The organism is Bradyrhizobium sp. B117, assembly GCF_038969555.1.
Classification (GTDB): domain Bacteria; phylum Pseudomonadota; class Alphaproteobacteria; order Rhizobiales; family Xanthobacteraceae; genus Bradyrhizobium.
This window is the reverse complement of the sequence record NZ_CP152414.1, coordinates 8,072,454-8,086,834: the sequence shown is the minus strand read 5'-3', so window position 1 is coordinate 8,086,834 and position 14,381 is coordinate 8,072,454. Positions and strand designations below refer to the sequence as shown.

The 14,381-nt window shown below is 58.1% G+C and carries 9 protein-coding genes and 1 pseudogene; 8 read left to right on the top strand and 2 right to left on the bottom strand.

Going from position 1 to position 14,381, the window contains the following annotated elements:
• Positions 1-435 precede the first annotated feature (435 nt).
• The 6 genes from AAFG16_RS39055 (at position 436) to AAFG16_RS39030 (ending at position 8,404) form a co-directional block, all read left to right on the top strand.
• Positions 436-2,847 carry a 2-aminoethylphosphonate--pyruvate transaminase gene (locus AAFG16_RS39055; RefSeq protein WP_342733998.1) on the top strand — a complete coding sequence of 804 codons (2,412 nt, stop codon included), beginning with the start codon at positions 436-438 and terminating at the stop codon, positions 2,845-2,847.
• A 31-nt stretch (positions 2,848-2,878) separates the two neighbouring features.
• Positions 2,879-3,937, top strand: coding sequence for a dhydrorhizobitoxine desaturase (gene rtxC, locus AAFG16_RS39050; protein WP_342733996.1), 1,059 nt, complete (start codon positions 2,879-2,881; stop codon positions 3,935-3,937).
• On the top strand, positions 3,934-4,752 hold the full coding sequence (locus AAFG16_RS39045; protein WP_342733994.1) for a gamma-glutamyl-gamma-aminobutyrate hydrolase family protein: 819 nt from the start codon (positions 3,934-3,936) through the stop codon (positions 4,750-4,752). Before rtxC ends, AAFG16_RS39045 begins: the two co-directional genes overlap by 4 nt.
• A 129-nt stretch (positions 4,753-4,881) precedes the next feature.
• The gene (locus tag AAFG16_RS39040) at positions 4,882-5,784 is read left to right on the top strand and encodes a DMT family transporter (RefSeq protein WP_342733992.1); all 903 of its coding nucleotides are present in this window, start codon (positions 4,882-4,884) and stop codon (positions 5,782-5,784) included.
• Positions 5,781-7,067: an ATP-grasp domain-containing protein gene (locus AAFG16_RS39035; protein ID WP_342733990.1), complete on the top strand. Its 1,287-nt coding sequence runs from the start codon at positions 5,781-5,783 to the stop codon at positions 7,065-7,067. Before AAFG16_RS39040 ends, AAFG16_RS39035 begins: the two co-directional genes overlap by 4 nt.
• 47 nt (positions 7,068-7,114) lie before the next feature.
• On the top strand, positions 7,115-8,404 hold the full coding sequence (locus AAFG16_RS39030; RefSeq protein WP_342741037.1) for a glutamine synthetase: 1,290 nt from the start codon (positions 7,115-7,117) through the stop codon (positions 8,402-8,404).
• Positions 8,405-8,814: 410 nt separating this feature from the next.
• Here AAFG16_RS39030 and AAFG16_RS39025 read toward each other — a convergent pair whose 3' ends face one another.
• Complete coding sequence (locus AAFG16_RS39025) at positions 8,815-9,138, bottom strand: hypothetical protein (protein ID WP_342733988.1); 324 nt, start codon at positions 9,136-9,138, stop codon at positions 8,815-8,817.
• Between the two features lie 1,230 nt (positions 9,139-10,368).
• Here AAFG16_RS39025 and AAFG16_RS39020 point away from each other — a divergent pair.
• Entirely contained in the window at positions 10,369-12,624 is a 2,256-nt protein-coding gene (locus AAFG16_RS39020) for a hypothetical protein (protein WP_342733986.1), read from the top strand.
• A gap of 124 nt (positions 12,625-12,748) precedes the next feature.
• On the opposite strand, the pseudogene AAFG16_RS39015 reads toward AAFG16_RS39020, so the two are convergent.
• Positions 12,749-13,932 (bottom strand): annotated as a pseudogene (locus tag AAFG16_RS39015) (IS5 family transposase); the annotation flags it as partial.
• A gap of 154 nt (positions 13,933-14,086) precedes the next feature.
• Here AAFG16_RS39015 and AAFG16_RS39010 point away from each other — a divergent pair.
• Positions 14,087-14,335: a transposase gene (locus AAFG16_RS39010; protein ID WP_342733984.1), complete on the top strand. Its 249-nt coding sequence runs from the start codon at positions 14,087-14,089 to the stop codon at positions 14,333-14,335.
• Positions 14,336-14,381 lie beyond the last annotated feature (46 nt).

Genomic DNA, 14,381 nt, shown 5'->3' with positions numbered 1-14,381 from the left:
CCGCGTAAGGTCGGTCACCGACCTACTGCTTCGCGCCGGCTAGAAGCCGACGGCGCTTAAGTCTGCATATGGATGATAGTTGGGATGAGATCGCGCGTCAGCGTCACCTGCGTTCGAGCGCGCGCTCGGAAGGCCAATGTCTAGGAGATGTGAATGGCATCCGTGAGGAGCTTTATGAGCGATCGCTCCGCATCTGCGATGAGATACGGAGGTCGCCATCCGGCAGGGGTTTCGGACGCCCACCCGAAACGCGCCCGCGTATGGCGCTGGGCCCGAAGCTGTTGACCTAGGAAGTCGATGCTCGCCCAGGGCTCCCTGGTGGCTGGCGTTATCCAGATCAATTGACACGACAACTTGAGGAGGAATGGTTTGACGAGACAGCGCTCTTTGCTGACGCCTGGTCCATTGTCGTTATCGCTGGCGGTCAGGAGCCAGATGCAGCTTGATCTCGCGTCGCGCGATCGCGAGTTCAAGGAAGTGACCGCCTGCATGAGGCGGCTGATGCTCAGCTTGTTGGGAAATGCTGAGGACTATTCGGTGGTGCCTATTCAGGGAGGCGGCTCTTTTGCGATGGAAGCCGCGCTCTCTTCATTTGTGTCCCGAGCGGACAGGCCGCTCGTTTGCATAAACGGCATCTATGGCGAGCGCATTTTACGAATCTTGCGGCTGTGGGGCGTCGAAGCGCTGAAGCTCGTCAAGCGAGCGACCGATCCTTTGGATCCTGAAGAAATTGGCGAGTATCTGAGCCGAAATCCTGGCGTTACGCACCTATGTTTGGTGCATTGCGAGACGACAACCGGAATCGTCAATCCCCTGGACGCGATTGTGGAGGAGGCGAGGCGACGTGGCGTAAAGACCATCATCGACGCGATGAGTTCTTTTGGCGCCCATAATATCGATCTGACCCAGCGTGGAGCTGACGTCCTGGTCACCTCGAGCAACAAGTGCATTGAAGGGCCGCCGGGAGTAGCGTTTGTCATCGCGTCTCGCGAGCTGCTCGAGAATGCGGTTCAAGAACGGAGGTCCTTTGTGCTCGACGTGAGAGATCAATGGCTCTCGCTCGAGCGCAGCGGTGAGTGGCGATCGACCCCACCAACCCACATCGTTCAGGCAACGACAAAGGCCCTGGAGATTCTGCACGAGGAGGGCATTGATGCGAGGCGCCGCAGGTATGAGAAGATTAGGGACGATCTCGTCAAAGAACTCGAAGGAGTAGTGTCGCCGCTGCTGTCGACCGAGTTGCAATCGCCGGTCTGCGTCGCGTTCGGTGCGCCGTCCGGAATCGTGGACCAGGCAGGATTCGACGGGCTGTACCGCCACTTGGCAGCCCACAACCTTTACGTCTACTCGAAGCTGCATCTTCCGACGCGGAGTTTCCGTATTGGTTGCATTGGAGAAATCCAATCCAGCTGGATCGTGCAGTTGGGCTGCGCATTTCGTACATATTTCCGCTCCAGTCAGGGTCGGTCAGCTGCGCCGATGTCGGCCCAAGAGACATGTGGCGCTCGGGTAAAGATGCCAGCTCGAATGGCTGGAGAACCGCAGCTGTCGTTTTCGGCCGAGACCGCGGTTCTGCATGCGGGCTATCGACGCGACGCAGTGACGAAAGCCGTCGCAGTGCCGATTTACCAGAATACGGCTTATGAACTCGATGGCGATCTAAACCACATTGCTGACGTCTACAACGTCAAGGCCGACGGGTTCACCTACACGAGGATCATCAATCCGACGACCCGCGCGCTGGAAAGGCGCTACGCCTCCGTCGATATGGGAAGGGACTCGCTCGCCGTCGCGTCAGGTCAAGCGGCGACGTTCCTGGCTATCGTCAACCTGTCAAGTGGCGAAGTGGGAGACAATGTCGTCGCCTCTCCGTATCTATATGGCAATACCTGGAACCTGCTCCACAACACATTAAAGCGTCTTGGCATCAGCGTGAGGACGGCAGATCCTCGAAAGCCCGAGACGTTTGAACGTGCCATTGATGATCGCACGATATGCCTGTTCGGAGAGGTGATTTCGAATCCTTGTCTGATTCCGCTCCCCGTCAAACAGCTGGCCGAGATCGGCCGAAAGTACGGCGTGCCTTTGGTCGTGGACAATACGACAACGCCCCTGGTATGCCGGCCGTCAGATCTCGGCGCTGCGATTACGACGTACTCCGCAACAAAATATATTTGCGGCCACGGTACGACGCTCGGCGGACTGATCGTTGACAACGGCGAGTTTAGCTACCGGGGAGCCTCTCGCTTTCCCTTGTTCAATCGTCCCGACGATGCGCATGGCGGAATTATCTGGCATAACGCGGTGCGCGATGTCGACGATCTCGGAAAGAGCGAGTTTCTCCTCAAGGCTCGCATGACCTGGTTGCGCGATACCGGCGCGGCGATCGCCCCGTTTGCGAGCTTTCAACTGATCCAGGGGCTTGAAACGCTGCCACTTCGCATGAAGCAGCACTGCGCGAATGCCAGGATCGTGGCCGATGTTCTCAAGGAGCATCCTAAAGTGCGCCGTGTCTTCTACCCCGGGCTCTTTGAAGGCGCCGATCGGGAAGTCGTCGAACAGACACTCAATGTTGCATACGGACACGGGGCGATGGTCATGTTCGAAGTGGAGGACGAACAAGCCGGGCGCAAGTTCATCCAGAACGTCGACTTGATGTATCACGTTTCGAATGTAGGCGACGCCCGCACGCTCGTGACCCATCCTGTCTCGACGACCCACACCACCGTCCCGCGGGAAAAGCGCGAAGCCGCCGGCATATTTGGCGGCTCGATCCGGCTTTGCGTCGGCATCGAAGATGTCAACGACATCCTGCGCGATCTGGACAAGGCGCTTTCCGCAATCTGACAACCAGCAAGGCGATCAGGAGGAAGTTCTCATGAATCAGGCAGATGCTTGGAAATTGAGGTCATCACGCTATGAGGCCGTTCAATTCAGCCGAGAGATCAATAAGCAGCTCTCTGAGCTGAGGCCCGACAACATAACGGGAGCCGCATATATTGCCAAAGATTACGCTATCATCACTGCGTGCACGCTCGCGACTGTGTCAGTCTCATGGTGGCTCTACCCGCTGGCCGTCCTTCTAATTGGTGCCTATCAGCGCGGATTGACAACCATCGCTCATGATGCGGCTCACCGCACGCTCGCGAAGAACACGACCTGGAACTACGTCCTGGGCATTCTGTTCGCTTCCTATCCCTTGTTCCAGCGCCACTGGGCCTACCGGATTTCGCACGTCTATTTGCATCACCCCTATCTTGGAGACCCGGACAAGGACCCCGACCTGAAGTTCTTCCTGGCCAGCGGCGTTTACGAGGTGCAGCCTCCGGAGCGATACGCTTTCAACATGATCTGGAAGCCGATCTTCGGCGGCGCGACAGTGGCGTATCTGAAGTACCTTTGGACGAATCGATTTTCGGTCACAGATGTCGAGGATCAGAGCCGCTCAGGCATACTTGTCGACAAGTATGGCTTCTATCTCTTCTGGATCAGCATCCTGGCCGGGTCATATGCTGTTGGGCTGCTCCATATCGTCGTCCTGTTCTGGATCGTGCCCTATCTCACCACGTTTCAGGTCCTCGGATGGTTCATCGAGCTCGCTGAGCACTCACCTATGTGCGAAACCGAGACGCAGAACGTCTATCTCACCCGGAATCGGAAAGGAAATTTCCTCGAGCGGGCCATCCTCGGGCAGAATTTGGATGAGTACCACCTTGAGCATCACCTTTCGCCGGGCATTCCGTTTTGGCTGTTGCGCAAAGCTCAGAAAATCCGAATGCAAGATCCGAACTATGCGAAGGTTGCCGCGACCTGGGGCGGGCTCTTTGTCAAGGGACCTCAAGGTCAATCTAGCGTCATAGATCAGTTAAAAGAGCGAAATCGACGGTTGTATGAGCAGTCCATTGCCGAGGTTCGCACACGAGGGCAGGTGGCGTGACGTTGCTTCGGCCAGAGAGCACCCGAGCCGTGGTAGGCGTCACTTCGAACCGTCTTCTGGTCGATGCTGTGCATCGCGACTGGTTGCGGCGCAAGTACTTGCAGGCACTCCATCGTCAGGGGGGCGTGGCTTGCGTCATATTGCCGACGGTCGACGCCGAAGATGCGAGGGAGGAGGTCGTCCCGGCGATCATGCGACGGCTCGACGGCTTGGTGTTGACAGGTGATGAATCGAACATCGACCCCGCCGTCCTGAGAGCGCCCGCGTCCTTGACGGAGGATGACCGGCAGGACGTTGAGGTTGGGATCCTCGACCGTCCGCGGGACAGGCTCTCTGCCGTAACTATAGAGAGCGCCATCGCGCTCGGAATGCCTATTCTAGGCATCTGCCGTGGGCTTCAGGAACTCAACGTCTATTTCGGCGGCACGCTCCGCTCATCGCTTGCGGAGTGGAGGCCGGAAAGTGGTGCGATGCATGCCGAGAAGCCAGATCGTCCAAGAGACCGCCAGTACGACGCCGCCCACAGCGTCAAGATATGTTCCGATGGCGCGCTCTTTCCGATCGCGCGGACGATCGAAGCGCAAGTCAACTCGCTGCACAATCAAGGCATCGAGGCGCTTGCCCCGGCGCTGAGACGGGAGGCGTGGGCGCCTGACGGTTTGGTCGAGGCGGCTTCGGTCATTGGCGCCCCGACGCTGCAAATCGGTGTGCAATGGCACCCCGAATGGCACGTCTCAAGCGATCTCCTCAGCAAGCAATTGTTCAAGGCGTTTGGAGAGGCGTGTGTTGGGTACTACCGGACTAAGAGGAGCTAGAGGCGGATTGTGACATTTCAAACCAAACGTGGTCCGTGCACGTCGAAAGGACATTTCCTCGGAGCCGACGCACGCGTCGGGTCCTGCGAGGGCCGTGCGTCGCCTCGCGGGCACAGGAAGACTGGACGATTGGCGAATCGCTTCGCTCTGGGAGTTTTCTTTGTGGCGCTTTACGTCGTCCTGAGCGCGGCAGGCGAGGTTTATGCGGCGTCGTATTTTCAGCAAGCGGATGTGTTCGTCGCGCTCCTGCTGTCCTTCGCTGTGGTTTGTCTGATGTTCAATCTCCTGGCTCGCCACGGGGGAGGCGGGGCAACGGTGACGAAATGGTCGCTCCTGGTCTTTGTCGCGCTCAATGTCGTGACAGCAATCAGCTGGATCGGCTTATTTATCGGATTGAAATACGCAGAACCCGCGATCGTCGTCGCCTTCATGGTGGCGCTGGGGCCCACCGCAACAGCGTGGTTGAATGCACTGATCAGGCGCCAGGGTGCCCCTCCAGCAGCCGATATTGTCGTGAGCGTCACGATCGCAACGATCGGAACTTACATGATTTGGATCTCGGCCAGCGGCAACGCAGGCGTGGAGTGGGGGGCTCGATCGTCCTTTGGCATCGTCTTGGCCATCGTGGCCGGCCTATCGCTGGCCCTTACAAATATACTTGTCAAACTGCTCTTCGATCGTGGGTTTTCCGGCCGACAAGTCCTGGCGCATCGCTTTTATGGAACGATTCTCTTGCTGCTGGGACTAGTCGATCATTCATCTATCTTGCCTGAGATCTCGCAGCATTGGTTTGCGATCGCAGCAATTGGGCTGTCGACGATCCTTATTCCTTTGCTCTTGATCCAGCAGGGCATTCGGCACGTAGAGCCCTTCACCGTCAACATGGTCCTGTCCACCGCCCCTATCATCACCTTCCTGTTCCAGTACTTCGATTCTCGCATCGTGCCTTCGTCACACACGTTCGTTGGAAATGTTCTCATTACGGCTGTTGCTGTCGGCAACATCTACTTGCAGTATCGGAGATCCGCATGAAAGAACGGAATTGTGTAATCGTAGACGCCTACTCTACCGGCCGATACCTACCGGAAGAGTTCAAGCGCTATGGAATTGGAACGGTGCATGTGATGTCGGCTGCACAGATTCCGCCCATATTCCAATCGCATTTCAATGCGGATCTGTATGGTGAAGTCATTCGCCCCAGGGAGCGCATGGGGTACGACGACATCGTTGAATATCATCTTCAGGCTCTCCATGGCCGGGAATTGGAGTTCGTTATCGCGGGCTGCGAGACCGGAGTTGAACTCGCCGATTCTTTGTCGGAGCGGCTGGGCGTACCATCAAATGGGACCGCGCTATCCGCTGCTCGGCGTGACAAAGCGCGATTGTCTTGCGCGCTCACCTCCGCAGGCGTGCGATCGATCAGACAAATCGTGTCCGACAGTCCTGTAGAGATCGCGAGCTGGAAGCGCGAAGCGAAGTTCGATCAGATCGTGATCAAGCCTCTGAACAGTACGGGTACCGAGGATGTATTCTTTTGCTCGACAGATGCTGATATTCAGCGGGCTCTTAGCGCAATTGTCGGGAAGACGAACCGTGTCGGAGCATTGAATCGCTTTGCCCTTGGGCAAGAAAAAATAAATGGCCAGCAATACACGGTCAATGCCGTATCGATGGACGGGGAAGCCTTCGTCACGGAGGCCTGGACATATGACACGGTTCCAATTGAGGGGGCATCATCGGTCTGCTCACTTGAGAGATTGTTGGAGGGCAGCGAACCAATCGTTCAGGAACTGTCAGACTACTTGGAGCGTGCGTTGCAGGCACTACAGATCGTCGACGGACCGGCTCATGCTGAGATCATCGTCGACCATCGGGGACCGGTCCTGGTGGACTTCGGAGCGAGGCTTCAAGGGACCATGTCGGCAAAAGCACGAACGATGGCGTTGGGGCACAACCATATGACCCTGACGGCCCGGCGCTACGCAGATCCCAACGGCTTTGGTGAATATATGAGGCTGCGCAGGCCCTACAAGCGGCAGGCTCACGCACTTTGCGTCTCGCTGATCTCAGATATGGGCGGTGTCGTTGCCGGTTACCCGGGACTCGAAGCAATCCGCAAGCTCTCAAGCTTCGCGGATGCCATTGCATTCGTTCCGATTGGTCAAGAGCTAGTTCCCACGATCGACTTGGTGTCAACACCAGGCATCGTTTATCTCGTGAATAGCGACTTGACTCAGCTTGAGAGTGACTATCGCAAGTTGCGAGCAATGCGGATGGACCAGGTGTTCGATTTTGTGATGCAGGACCGCGACTAATGCCAACTGATTTCAGGTTGACCGGAGGGAATCGGTCCCGCGTGGCGATGGTCGGCGCAAGCGACTTCGATGGCGTTCTGCGAGGCAAACACGTCTTAGGTGAAGATCTCTCGGATGGAGATAAAGTTATCAAGTTCTCTGAAGCGGTGCTGGCGTGGGATTGTACGGACCGGGTCATTCCGGCCAGTTTCACGCAAAAGCCGCTATCAGCGTTCGGAGATGCTGACCTGCGTATTCTGTCAGGCACCGGCCGTTCGGTGTCTCATCTTGGCGATCAATATCTCTACCTCGCGGAGTTCATGGGCGCACATGAGGACATCTGCCCGCGCGGTATTCTGCGTAAGGTCCTGCGAAGGGCTGCTGAACACGGATACGACTGCACTGCCGGGTTCGAGTTTGAATTCATGCTGTTTAGGGAGAACGCAGACACGATTGAAGAAAAGCCGTTCGGCGAGTGGGCTCCTTTAACTCGCGGCCCGTTCGGCTACTCGATTGCGCGCTCTGTCGCGCAACATGAGCTGTTTGATGAGATCTTGGCGCTTTGTGAGAAGGCTAGAATACCTCTCAGCGGACTGCACTTTGAAACGGGACCTGGCGTGGTCGAAGCGTCACTTCGTCATTGTGATGCGCTGGAAGCTGCCGATCGAGCAACCATATTCAAGTCGATGATAAAGGCCTGGGCGCAAACTCGAGGCATGATGGCTACATTTATGGCTAAGGTTTCCGAGGAATGGCCCGGCCAGTCCGGGCATATTCACATCTCGATGTCCTCGGATAGTCAGAACGCGTTTTACGACAGTGATGCGTTCGGCAACGTCTCGAAGCTTATGAGGCAATTCATCGCCGGACAACTAGAATACATGAATGAGTTCTGTGTGCTCGCTGCGCCGAACTTCAACAGCTACAAGAGATTGGTACCTGGCTGCTGGGCACCAATCTGTCCAAGCTGGGGAGTTGACAACCGCTCCTGCGCAATTCGCGCCATTCCGGGAGAGCCATCTGCCCATCGCCTGGAGTATAGGCTGCCTGGCGCAGACCTGAACCCATATCTCGCGCTCGCAAGTGCGATTGGTTCGGGAATATTGGGTGTCGAGACAGGTCCGGCACTGCCGGATTCGATCATCGGTGATGCAAGCGCGGAAATGTGTCGGCCGTCCGCGAGACTGCCTCAAAGCCTATCAGAGGCAACTTCTCGGTTTGCAGAGTCTGCGGCGGCAAGTGATGTCTTCGGAGAAAGGTTCGTTGAAGCGTTTTCTTGCTCGCGCCGTTGGGAGTGGGAAGCCGTTCAACATCGGGTCACCGACTTTGAACGTCGGAGATACTTCGAGATCATTTAGCTTGAGCTCTTCGACAGTTCTGAACTTCATTCCTCTGGCTTGCCGGCTACACTATTGCGGCTGCCTGTTCCGCTGATGTTGGACTTCATACAGAGCAAATGTGCGTTACTCGTCAAGTGAGGACCTCGGGAACGTTGCGGAGGTCTGCTGTTATCTGCTCTGTGGCAGCAACCGCGATTGCTCCGTTGGGATGCTAGATTATATCTAACGTCCGGTCCTTCTCGTAAGCTTTACATCGGCAAGCAGATGGTGGAGCTCAAGCATGCGCCCGGTTGGCAGCTATCCCTCGCAAGCCGTCGAGCGTGCGCGCGCTTGCCCGGGTTGGTCCCAAAGCGGCAAGACAAACGTTGCGGTTTGTCAGCCAGAAACTCACTCCGGCTGAAGTGAACGAGCTGAAGTTCCTCGCCTCTTCATTGCCGACTTGGCGCGCCAGACCGGTAATCGGACTGTAGGCGTAGCTCTGCGGCCCTTTTGATGATTGACGCTTGACATCTATTTGAGCCGCGTGCCGCGACGCCGCGGCTTCCAAATTTTGGACAATGCGCTGGCGCCGGCCTCGAGCATCCTCGGGGTGACGAGGTTGGGATCGAACTGTGCGGGCTCCAGAAGCGCATATTTTCATATTCCAGATGAGTAGGGTCGCCGCTGGCATCGAGGTATTCGGCATAGCCGGGCGCACCGCCGACGTCCTCGAGCAGGAGGGAAGTCCCTCTATCGTCGTGGTGTCGAACCATTTTTCGAGTTTGATCACTTGGTCTCAGCTGTCACCGAAATCATAGAGATAAATGGATCGTCTTCGCGCCGGTCTCCTGAACGATATTGAAGAGCCGCGTCTTGCGATGCATCGATGGGCTGAAGGCCAAAAATCTCCTCCGGGATCAGGGATACCCCGACGTCCTTCGCCGGCCAGGAACTCCAAGAGATGGCTGTTCGTCCGGCCAAACGCCGCCTGAAGCGTCAGATCGGCCGATCAAGGCGCAGCGTGAGCGGCACGACAAGGCATCGCGTCACCTCCGGTTTCACATCCTTGAGAGGTCACCTTGATCCGGACCGAGGTCGTGTTCAGGCGCATGCCGCCAGCCTCGGATCATGTGCTCAGCATTGAAGATTGAGTGGTGGACGCCATTTCTTAGTAGCGCTTTCGATAATCGCAGGGTTGATTGCCTCAAAGCAGTTTGGAAAGGCCGGGGGGACCTAACAACGCTCTTGCCGATGTTTCTGCTAATACCCTTCGGCGGTATCCTTCTCGTCTTCGGACATGCACTGGGATACATGCATCTCGAAATACCTGCATAATCCTCGATATCGGTCGGAGCAATCTTGGTGGGGAAACCGATTCTCACGCTTTCTGCTGTTTCGAGACTGGCTAACGGTAGTTCGCCGATATCAGATTGGCGCTCGGTGTGCTTGGCACGCTCACTGCGCTATTTTATTTTAAGTGCGCGTAACTGGGCAGCATCCTCGGCGAGGCCCTATTCTGAAAAGGACTTGCGCAGCGTAGGTTCTGCTCACTCGAACGCGAGAAGAAGAGGTCGAGTTGACGGAACGTTCCACATCGAGCCAGATCTACGCATAGTTGGATCCGAAACTCTTTGGTCGACCAATAGCATCTCCTCCCGGTTAATAAGAGCTTTGCTGCTGCCGAAAGCCTGACAATCGACCCTGCGGTTCGCCATGCTCGACGGCTTTCGGTATTCGGGAAGGACTTTGGCAGGGCTATTTCTGGGCGTGCACATTTCCATACTGGTCACGGCGAGGGGCGGAATGCGGACCGGCGCTACAATCGACGATCCCGCACCTTATGGGTCATGTCCTATTGCTGCCTCAGCACCACAACAGCTTCCATGAAATTGGAACTCGGAGGGCGGGGTTGTGCATTCGGAGAGCATCCTTCGTCAGCCAACCGTCAGCCAAGCGGCCTATCCAGGGACGCTGCGCATTGTTGACCGTATTGGAGATGGAACATGACGGGCATTGGCCGACCTGGCGAACCGCACGCTGGGGCTGCGGGAGCCGACACCACGTCGGTATCGAGCAGTGCGCATTCGGAGCCAAAGTGTGTCCCTGCGGAAGGCGACCGCGTTTTCAACTCCGTCGTGGAGCGGATGCGCTTAGCGTCTGAAGATAGTATGGCGACGCTCGCGAGCCTGCCCTCAGGTTCGGGTGTGGCAGTCCCCATTTCCTCAAACGGTGAGGGGATCAAGGCAGCGAAACAAAATATGGATGGCCTGCTTGAGGAACTTGATGCTTGCCACAGTGCTGCCATGGGCGCTCAGAGCTCGTCTGAGGCGCAGGAGCTGATCGATCAGGTTGTCAAAGCAGGCGCAGCAGTTCTGGACTACTACGCGAGCCTGTCTCCAGATGTGGCGCGCAGCATTCTGTCCGAAGAGCAGGCTTGCCGAATTCGTGACCGGACTCTGGATGCGGGGAACGAATGCAACGCGCTGGCCGAACCGACTATCTACGCCTTGGAGAAGAGTAGGGAGAATGCGGGAAAGATACTCGAGCGGATGCGCCAATCCAATGCTCCGCCCGACCAGCTGATCCGAGCGGCTTCCGGTGTGGCGAAACACTATTTGGCCTGCACGGAGTGGTGGGAAAAGAAGGCATTGCGCTCTGAACGGATGCAGTCCGTCTGCGCAGCCACTGCCAGCTTGCCAAGTGCAACGGCCGAAAGGCGACAGGCCGAACAGGCGACACTACGGCTGCATACCGGCTGGGCACTGAATACGAGGTGCGTGCATCTGCAATCGCAAGTCCTTCTCGCGCGGGTCATGATTGAGTCGCACGCGAGCACGCTCGACCCGGCCGTCAGGCAAATCCTCTTGGGTGAGAACGGTCGGGCACGTCTACTCGGAACCTTCATGGGCGATGTTGTTCCGGCATTCCTCTCAACGGGCGACGCTGTTCTGAACAGCAAAGGACAAGCCCTCGACGCAGAGCACTGCGCCGTTCTGGAAGGGGTCATGGAACGGCTATCGGAATTTGCGTCGGCGTTGCCCAACATGGTTGCCGAGCTAAGGAATAAGGGAGCAAGTTCCGAGCTTCCGTTGGATCTGTTGGATCAGATCGTGGAAGGATCGTGGGTCACGGCCCATGAGGTCATGCGCCTGCTAGCAGTGCAGCCGAAGACACCAGCCATCATTGCACCGCCAACGGAGGCTGGCCTTGCGTCACCGGCCGACACTGCCGGCAACGACCCGGCGGCCGAAGGCAGTCCAGCGCGAAGGAAAGGCAAGGGCAAGCGGAGGCAGGCCGGAGGTGTGGGGAGCTCCGCAGCCGGGCAGCCCGAGCCGCAGCTCCCTAGGCCCGAAGCCGACACGGCGCGAACCACCAAGGTTATTGTGCTCTCGGATCTGGGCACGAAGAAACTCGCGAGCGCGGAAGAGGCGCATACGAGGATGTCATCGTCCGCGAGGGAACACTTGGCAATATGGCAGGCCCCGCCATCGAAGGCAACACTGACGCGCCTGCTCGCGCGATTGGACGAACTCTTGCAATTCGATCTACCCAGTGAGCAAAGAGCCGTTTCGCAAGCGCGCCACATGAAGCCCGAAGATGCCGAGCACGTCGTGGACACCGTGGTTGAGCGGCTGCAGAGCCAATCCGCGGAGATTGAGGCCTGTGTAAAGGCGCTGGACGAACCTCGCCGACGCGGCCTACTCACGCCTATCCAAGTGCCCGAAGTGCAAAAAAAAATAGTCCGCCTCAAGGCGATGTTGTCGGAGGTTAAGGGGCAGGCACGTACTGCGAAGGCGCAAAAGGCTTCGATCGAGATCGATTGCATGAAGACCTATGCGTTTCCCTCGCAGAAGTACCTCGAACGGTTGCAGGCGGCCGAGGAGTTGGCTCCCTTGGAGTCACCGCGCGCGCTGAAGGGTGAGCCAGGAACGCTGTTCGAGCTCAAGCTGCAGCCTACGCCACTGCGCAATGGTACGGTGAATCCGATGTGGGTGCACATCCATACGAAGCGGCCGGTCTATGCGTGGCAGTTAACGACATTGGATGACGCCGAATTCGCCGCTTGCCACGTGAAATCCAACGAACAGCGCGGCTACAATCGCCTCTGGCAGAACGCTCGAGCTGCAACGGGTCACGAAGACGTCGTGATCCACCGCGGCAAGCTCACGCCTGCGTTCTGCAAGTCCTTGTTAGGTTCCGCTTTTAGCGGCTATCCAGGGTATCCTTTTGCCGAAACGGAGCGCGGGGCACGCAGGTGACTCGATACGAGACTAGTTAAGCGACTCGATAGAGCGCCGCTTGTGGTACGGTATCGGTCTTCTTCGCATCCGGATCCAGTGGCCGAATGAACCGCACTTTGGCCTCCAGGCTCCAACTCCTGAGTTAAGGAGCCGGATTGAGCTGTGTTGGAGAGGCGAGCGTTCGCCATTGGCAACTCGAGGAAGAGGCCCAAGAGTTCTCTGAGCCGGGCGAGGATGCGGCTGGAAGTTGTGGCCGACGGCTGAGAGGACGACATTGGCGGCGTCGCCGCCGCGGCCTTTGAGGTAGCAGCGGCCGAGGGTGGCCTTCGGCCTTCAGTGCCCGATGATGGGCTCGATAACAGAGCGACGGCGCAGCTCGCGCTTGATGACACCGAAGATGCTGCGCTTCTGGCCGGAGATGAAGACGCGACGGGGATTCTGCGCATCGTGGCCGCGGTACCCCTTGTCGACATAGGCCCGCTCGATCGGACAGCCGGTCAGCGTCTCGGTACGCTCGATGACGTCCCGCAGGGGGTGCCCATCATACGGATTGTCGGGCATTGCGCTCGCGTGCAGCACGAACACTCCGCCGGGAGCGCGGCGATTGTTGGTGACGACGGAGGCCTTCACGCCGAACTCGTAAGGCGCGGCGGCCTTGGCTTTGCCGATGCACTCCACCTCCGGACCATGGAAGGAATAAAGCTTCCAGCCGCGCTGGCGCTGCTGCTGCGAACGAATCTGCGCGGCCCAGCCGAGCGAAAGGGCGAAGGCCTCCTCCATTGCCGGCTGGCCCTCGATGTTGCGGCGGATGTCGCGAATGATTGGGCCGGGCCTGCTACGCAGGATGCGCAACTGTCGCTGATGCCGCCTGAACTGTTTGGCGCGAGCGTAGCGGGAAGCCATCATCGCGGCGGCCTTGGCCACGCGAGCATAGGATTGCCGGACCTGACCCCGTGCCTTCTCGCCAACTGATTGAGGCCCTTGATGCCCGCATGCAGCAGCTCGGCATCGGTCGGAATGGTGATGGCCTTCGGCTGCACTGTGGTATCGACCGTGACGCGCTTGAGGTCCTGGCTGCGTAATGTGCCGGCCTCGTGCGCCACCCGCAGGCGCTCGGTTCGCAGCAGCTCCAGCTTGTCGCCGAGCCGCTTGCGCCAATGGCTCAGGTCCGAGCGCTCGTGCGTGAAAGCGTGCTGGAAGAACTCTAGGTCGTGAACCCGGCGCTCGCACCCCCTCATCGGACAGCTCGTAAATGTGCTTGAGCAGGAAGAGCCCGATCATGAAGCGGGTCGCGATCCCGGGCCGGCCGTTCTCGCTGTAAAGCGGACACCGAGATGATCGACTCCACCCACGTCAAAGCGCATCGCTCGGCAGCGGGCGGAAAAGGGGGGGCAGAAGCAGGCTGTTGGTCGCTCGCGCGGAGGGCGCAACCGAAGATACACGCACTCGCAGATGCTAAGGGGCGCCTGATCGCATTCTGTTGACTGGAGGCGAAGCGCATGACTGTCTGATCGCAGAACGCCTGATCCGCAGGGTCAAGCGGCCGAAACGGATGCTCGGTGACAAAGCCTACGATAGCGCCGAATTGCGTGAAGAACTCGATGAGCGCGGAACCAAGCCGGTTATTCCAAACCGCAGCAATCGCAATCAACCGTACGGCTTCTCAAAGCGCTTTAGCCTGCTCCGGGCTCCTCTGTGTTTGGCCGAGGCAAATATTTGGGCGATGTAGCCACGCGATTTCAAAAAAGTCTCTGTCGCCGCACGGAGTGAGGCGT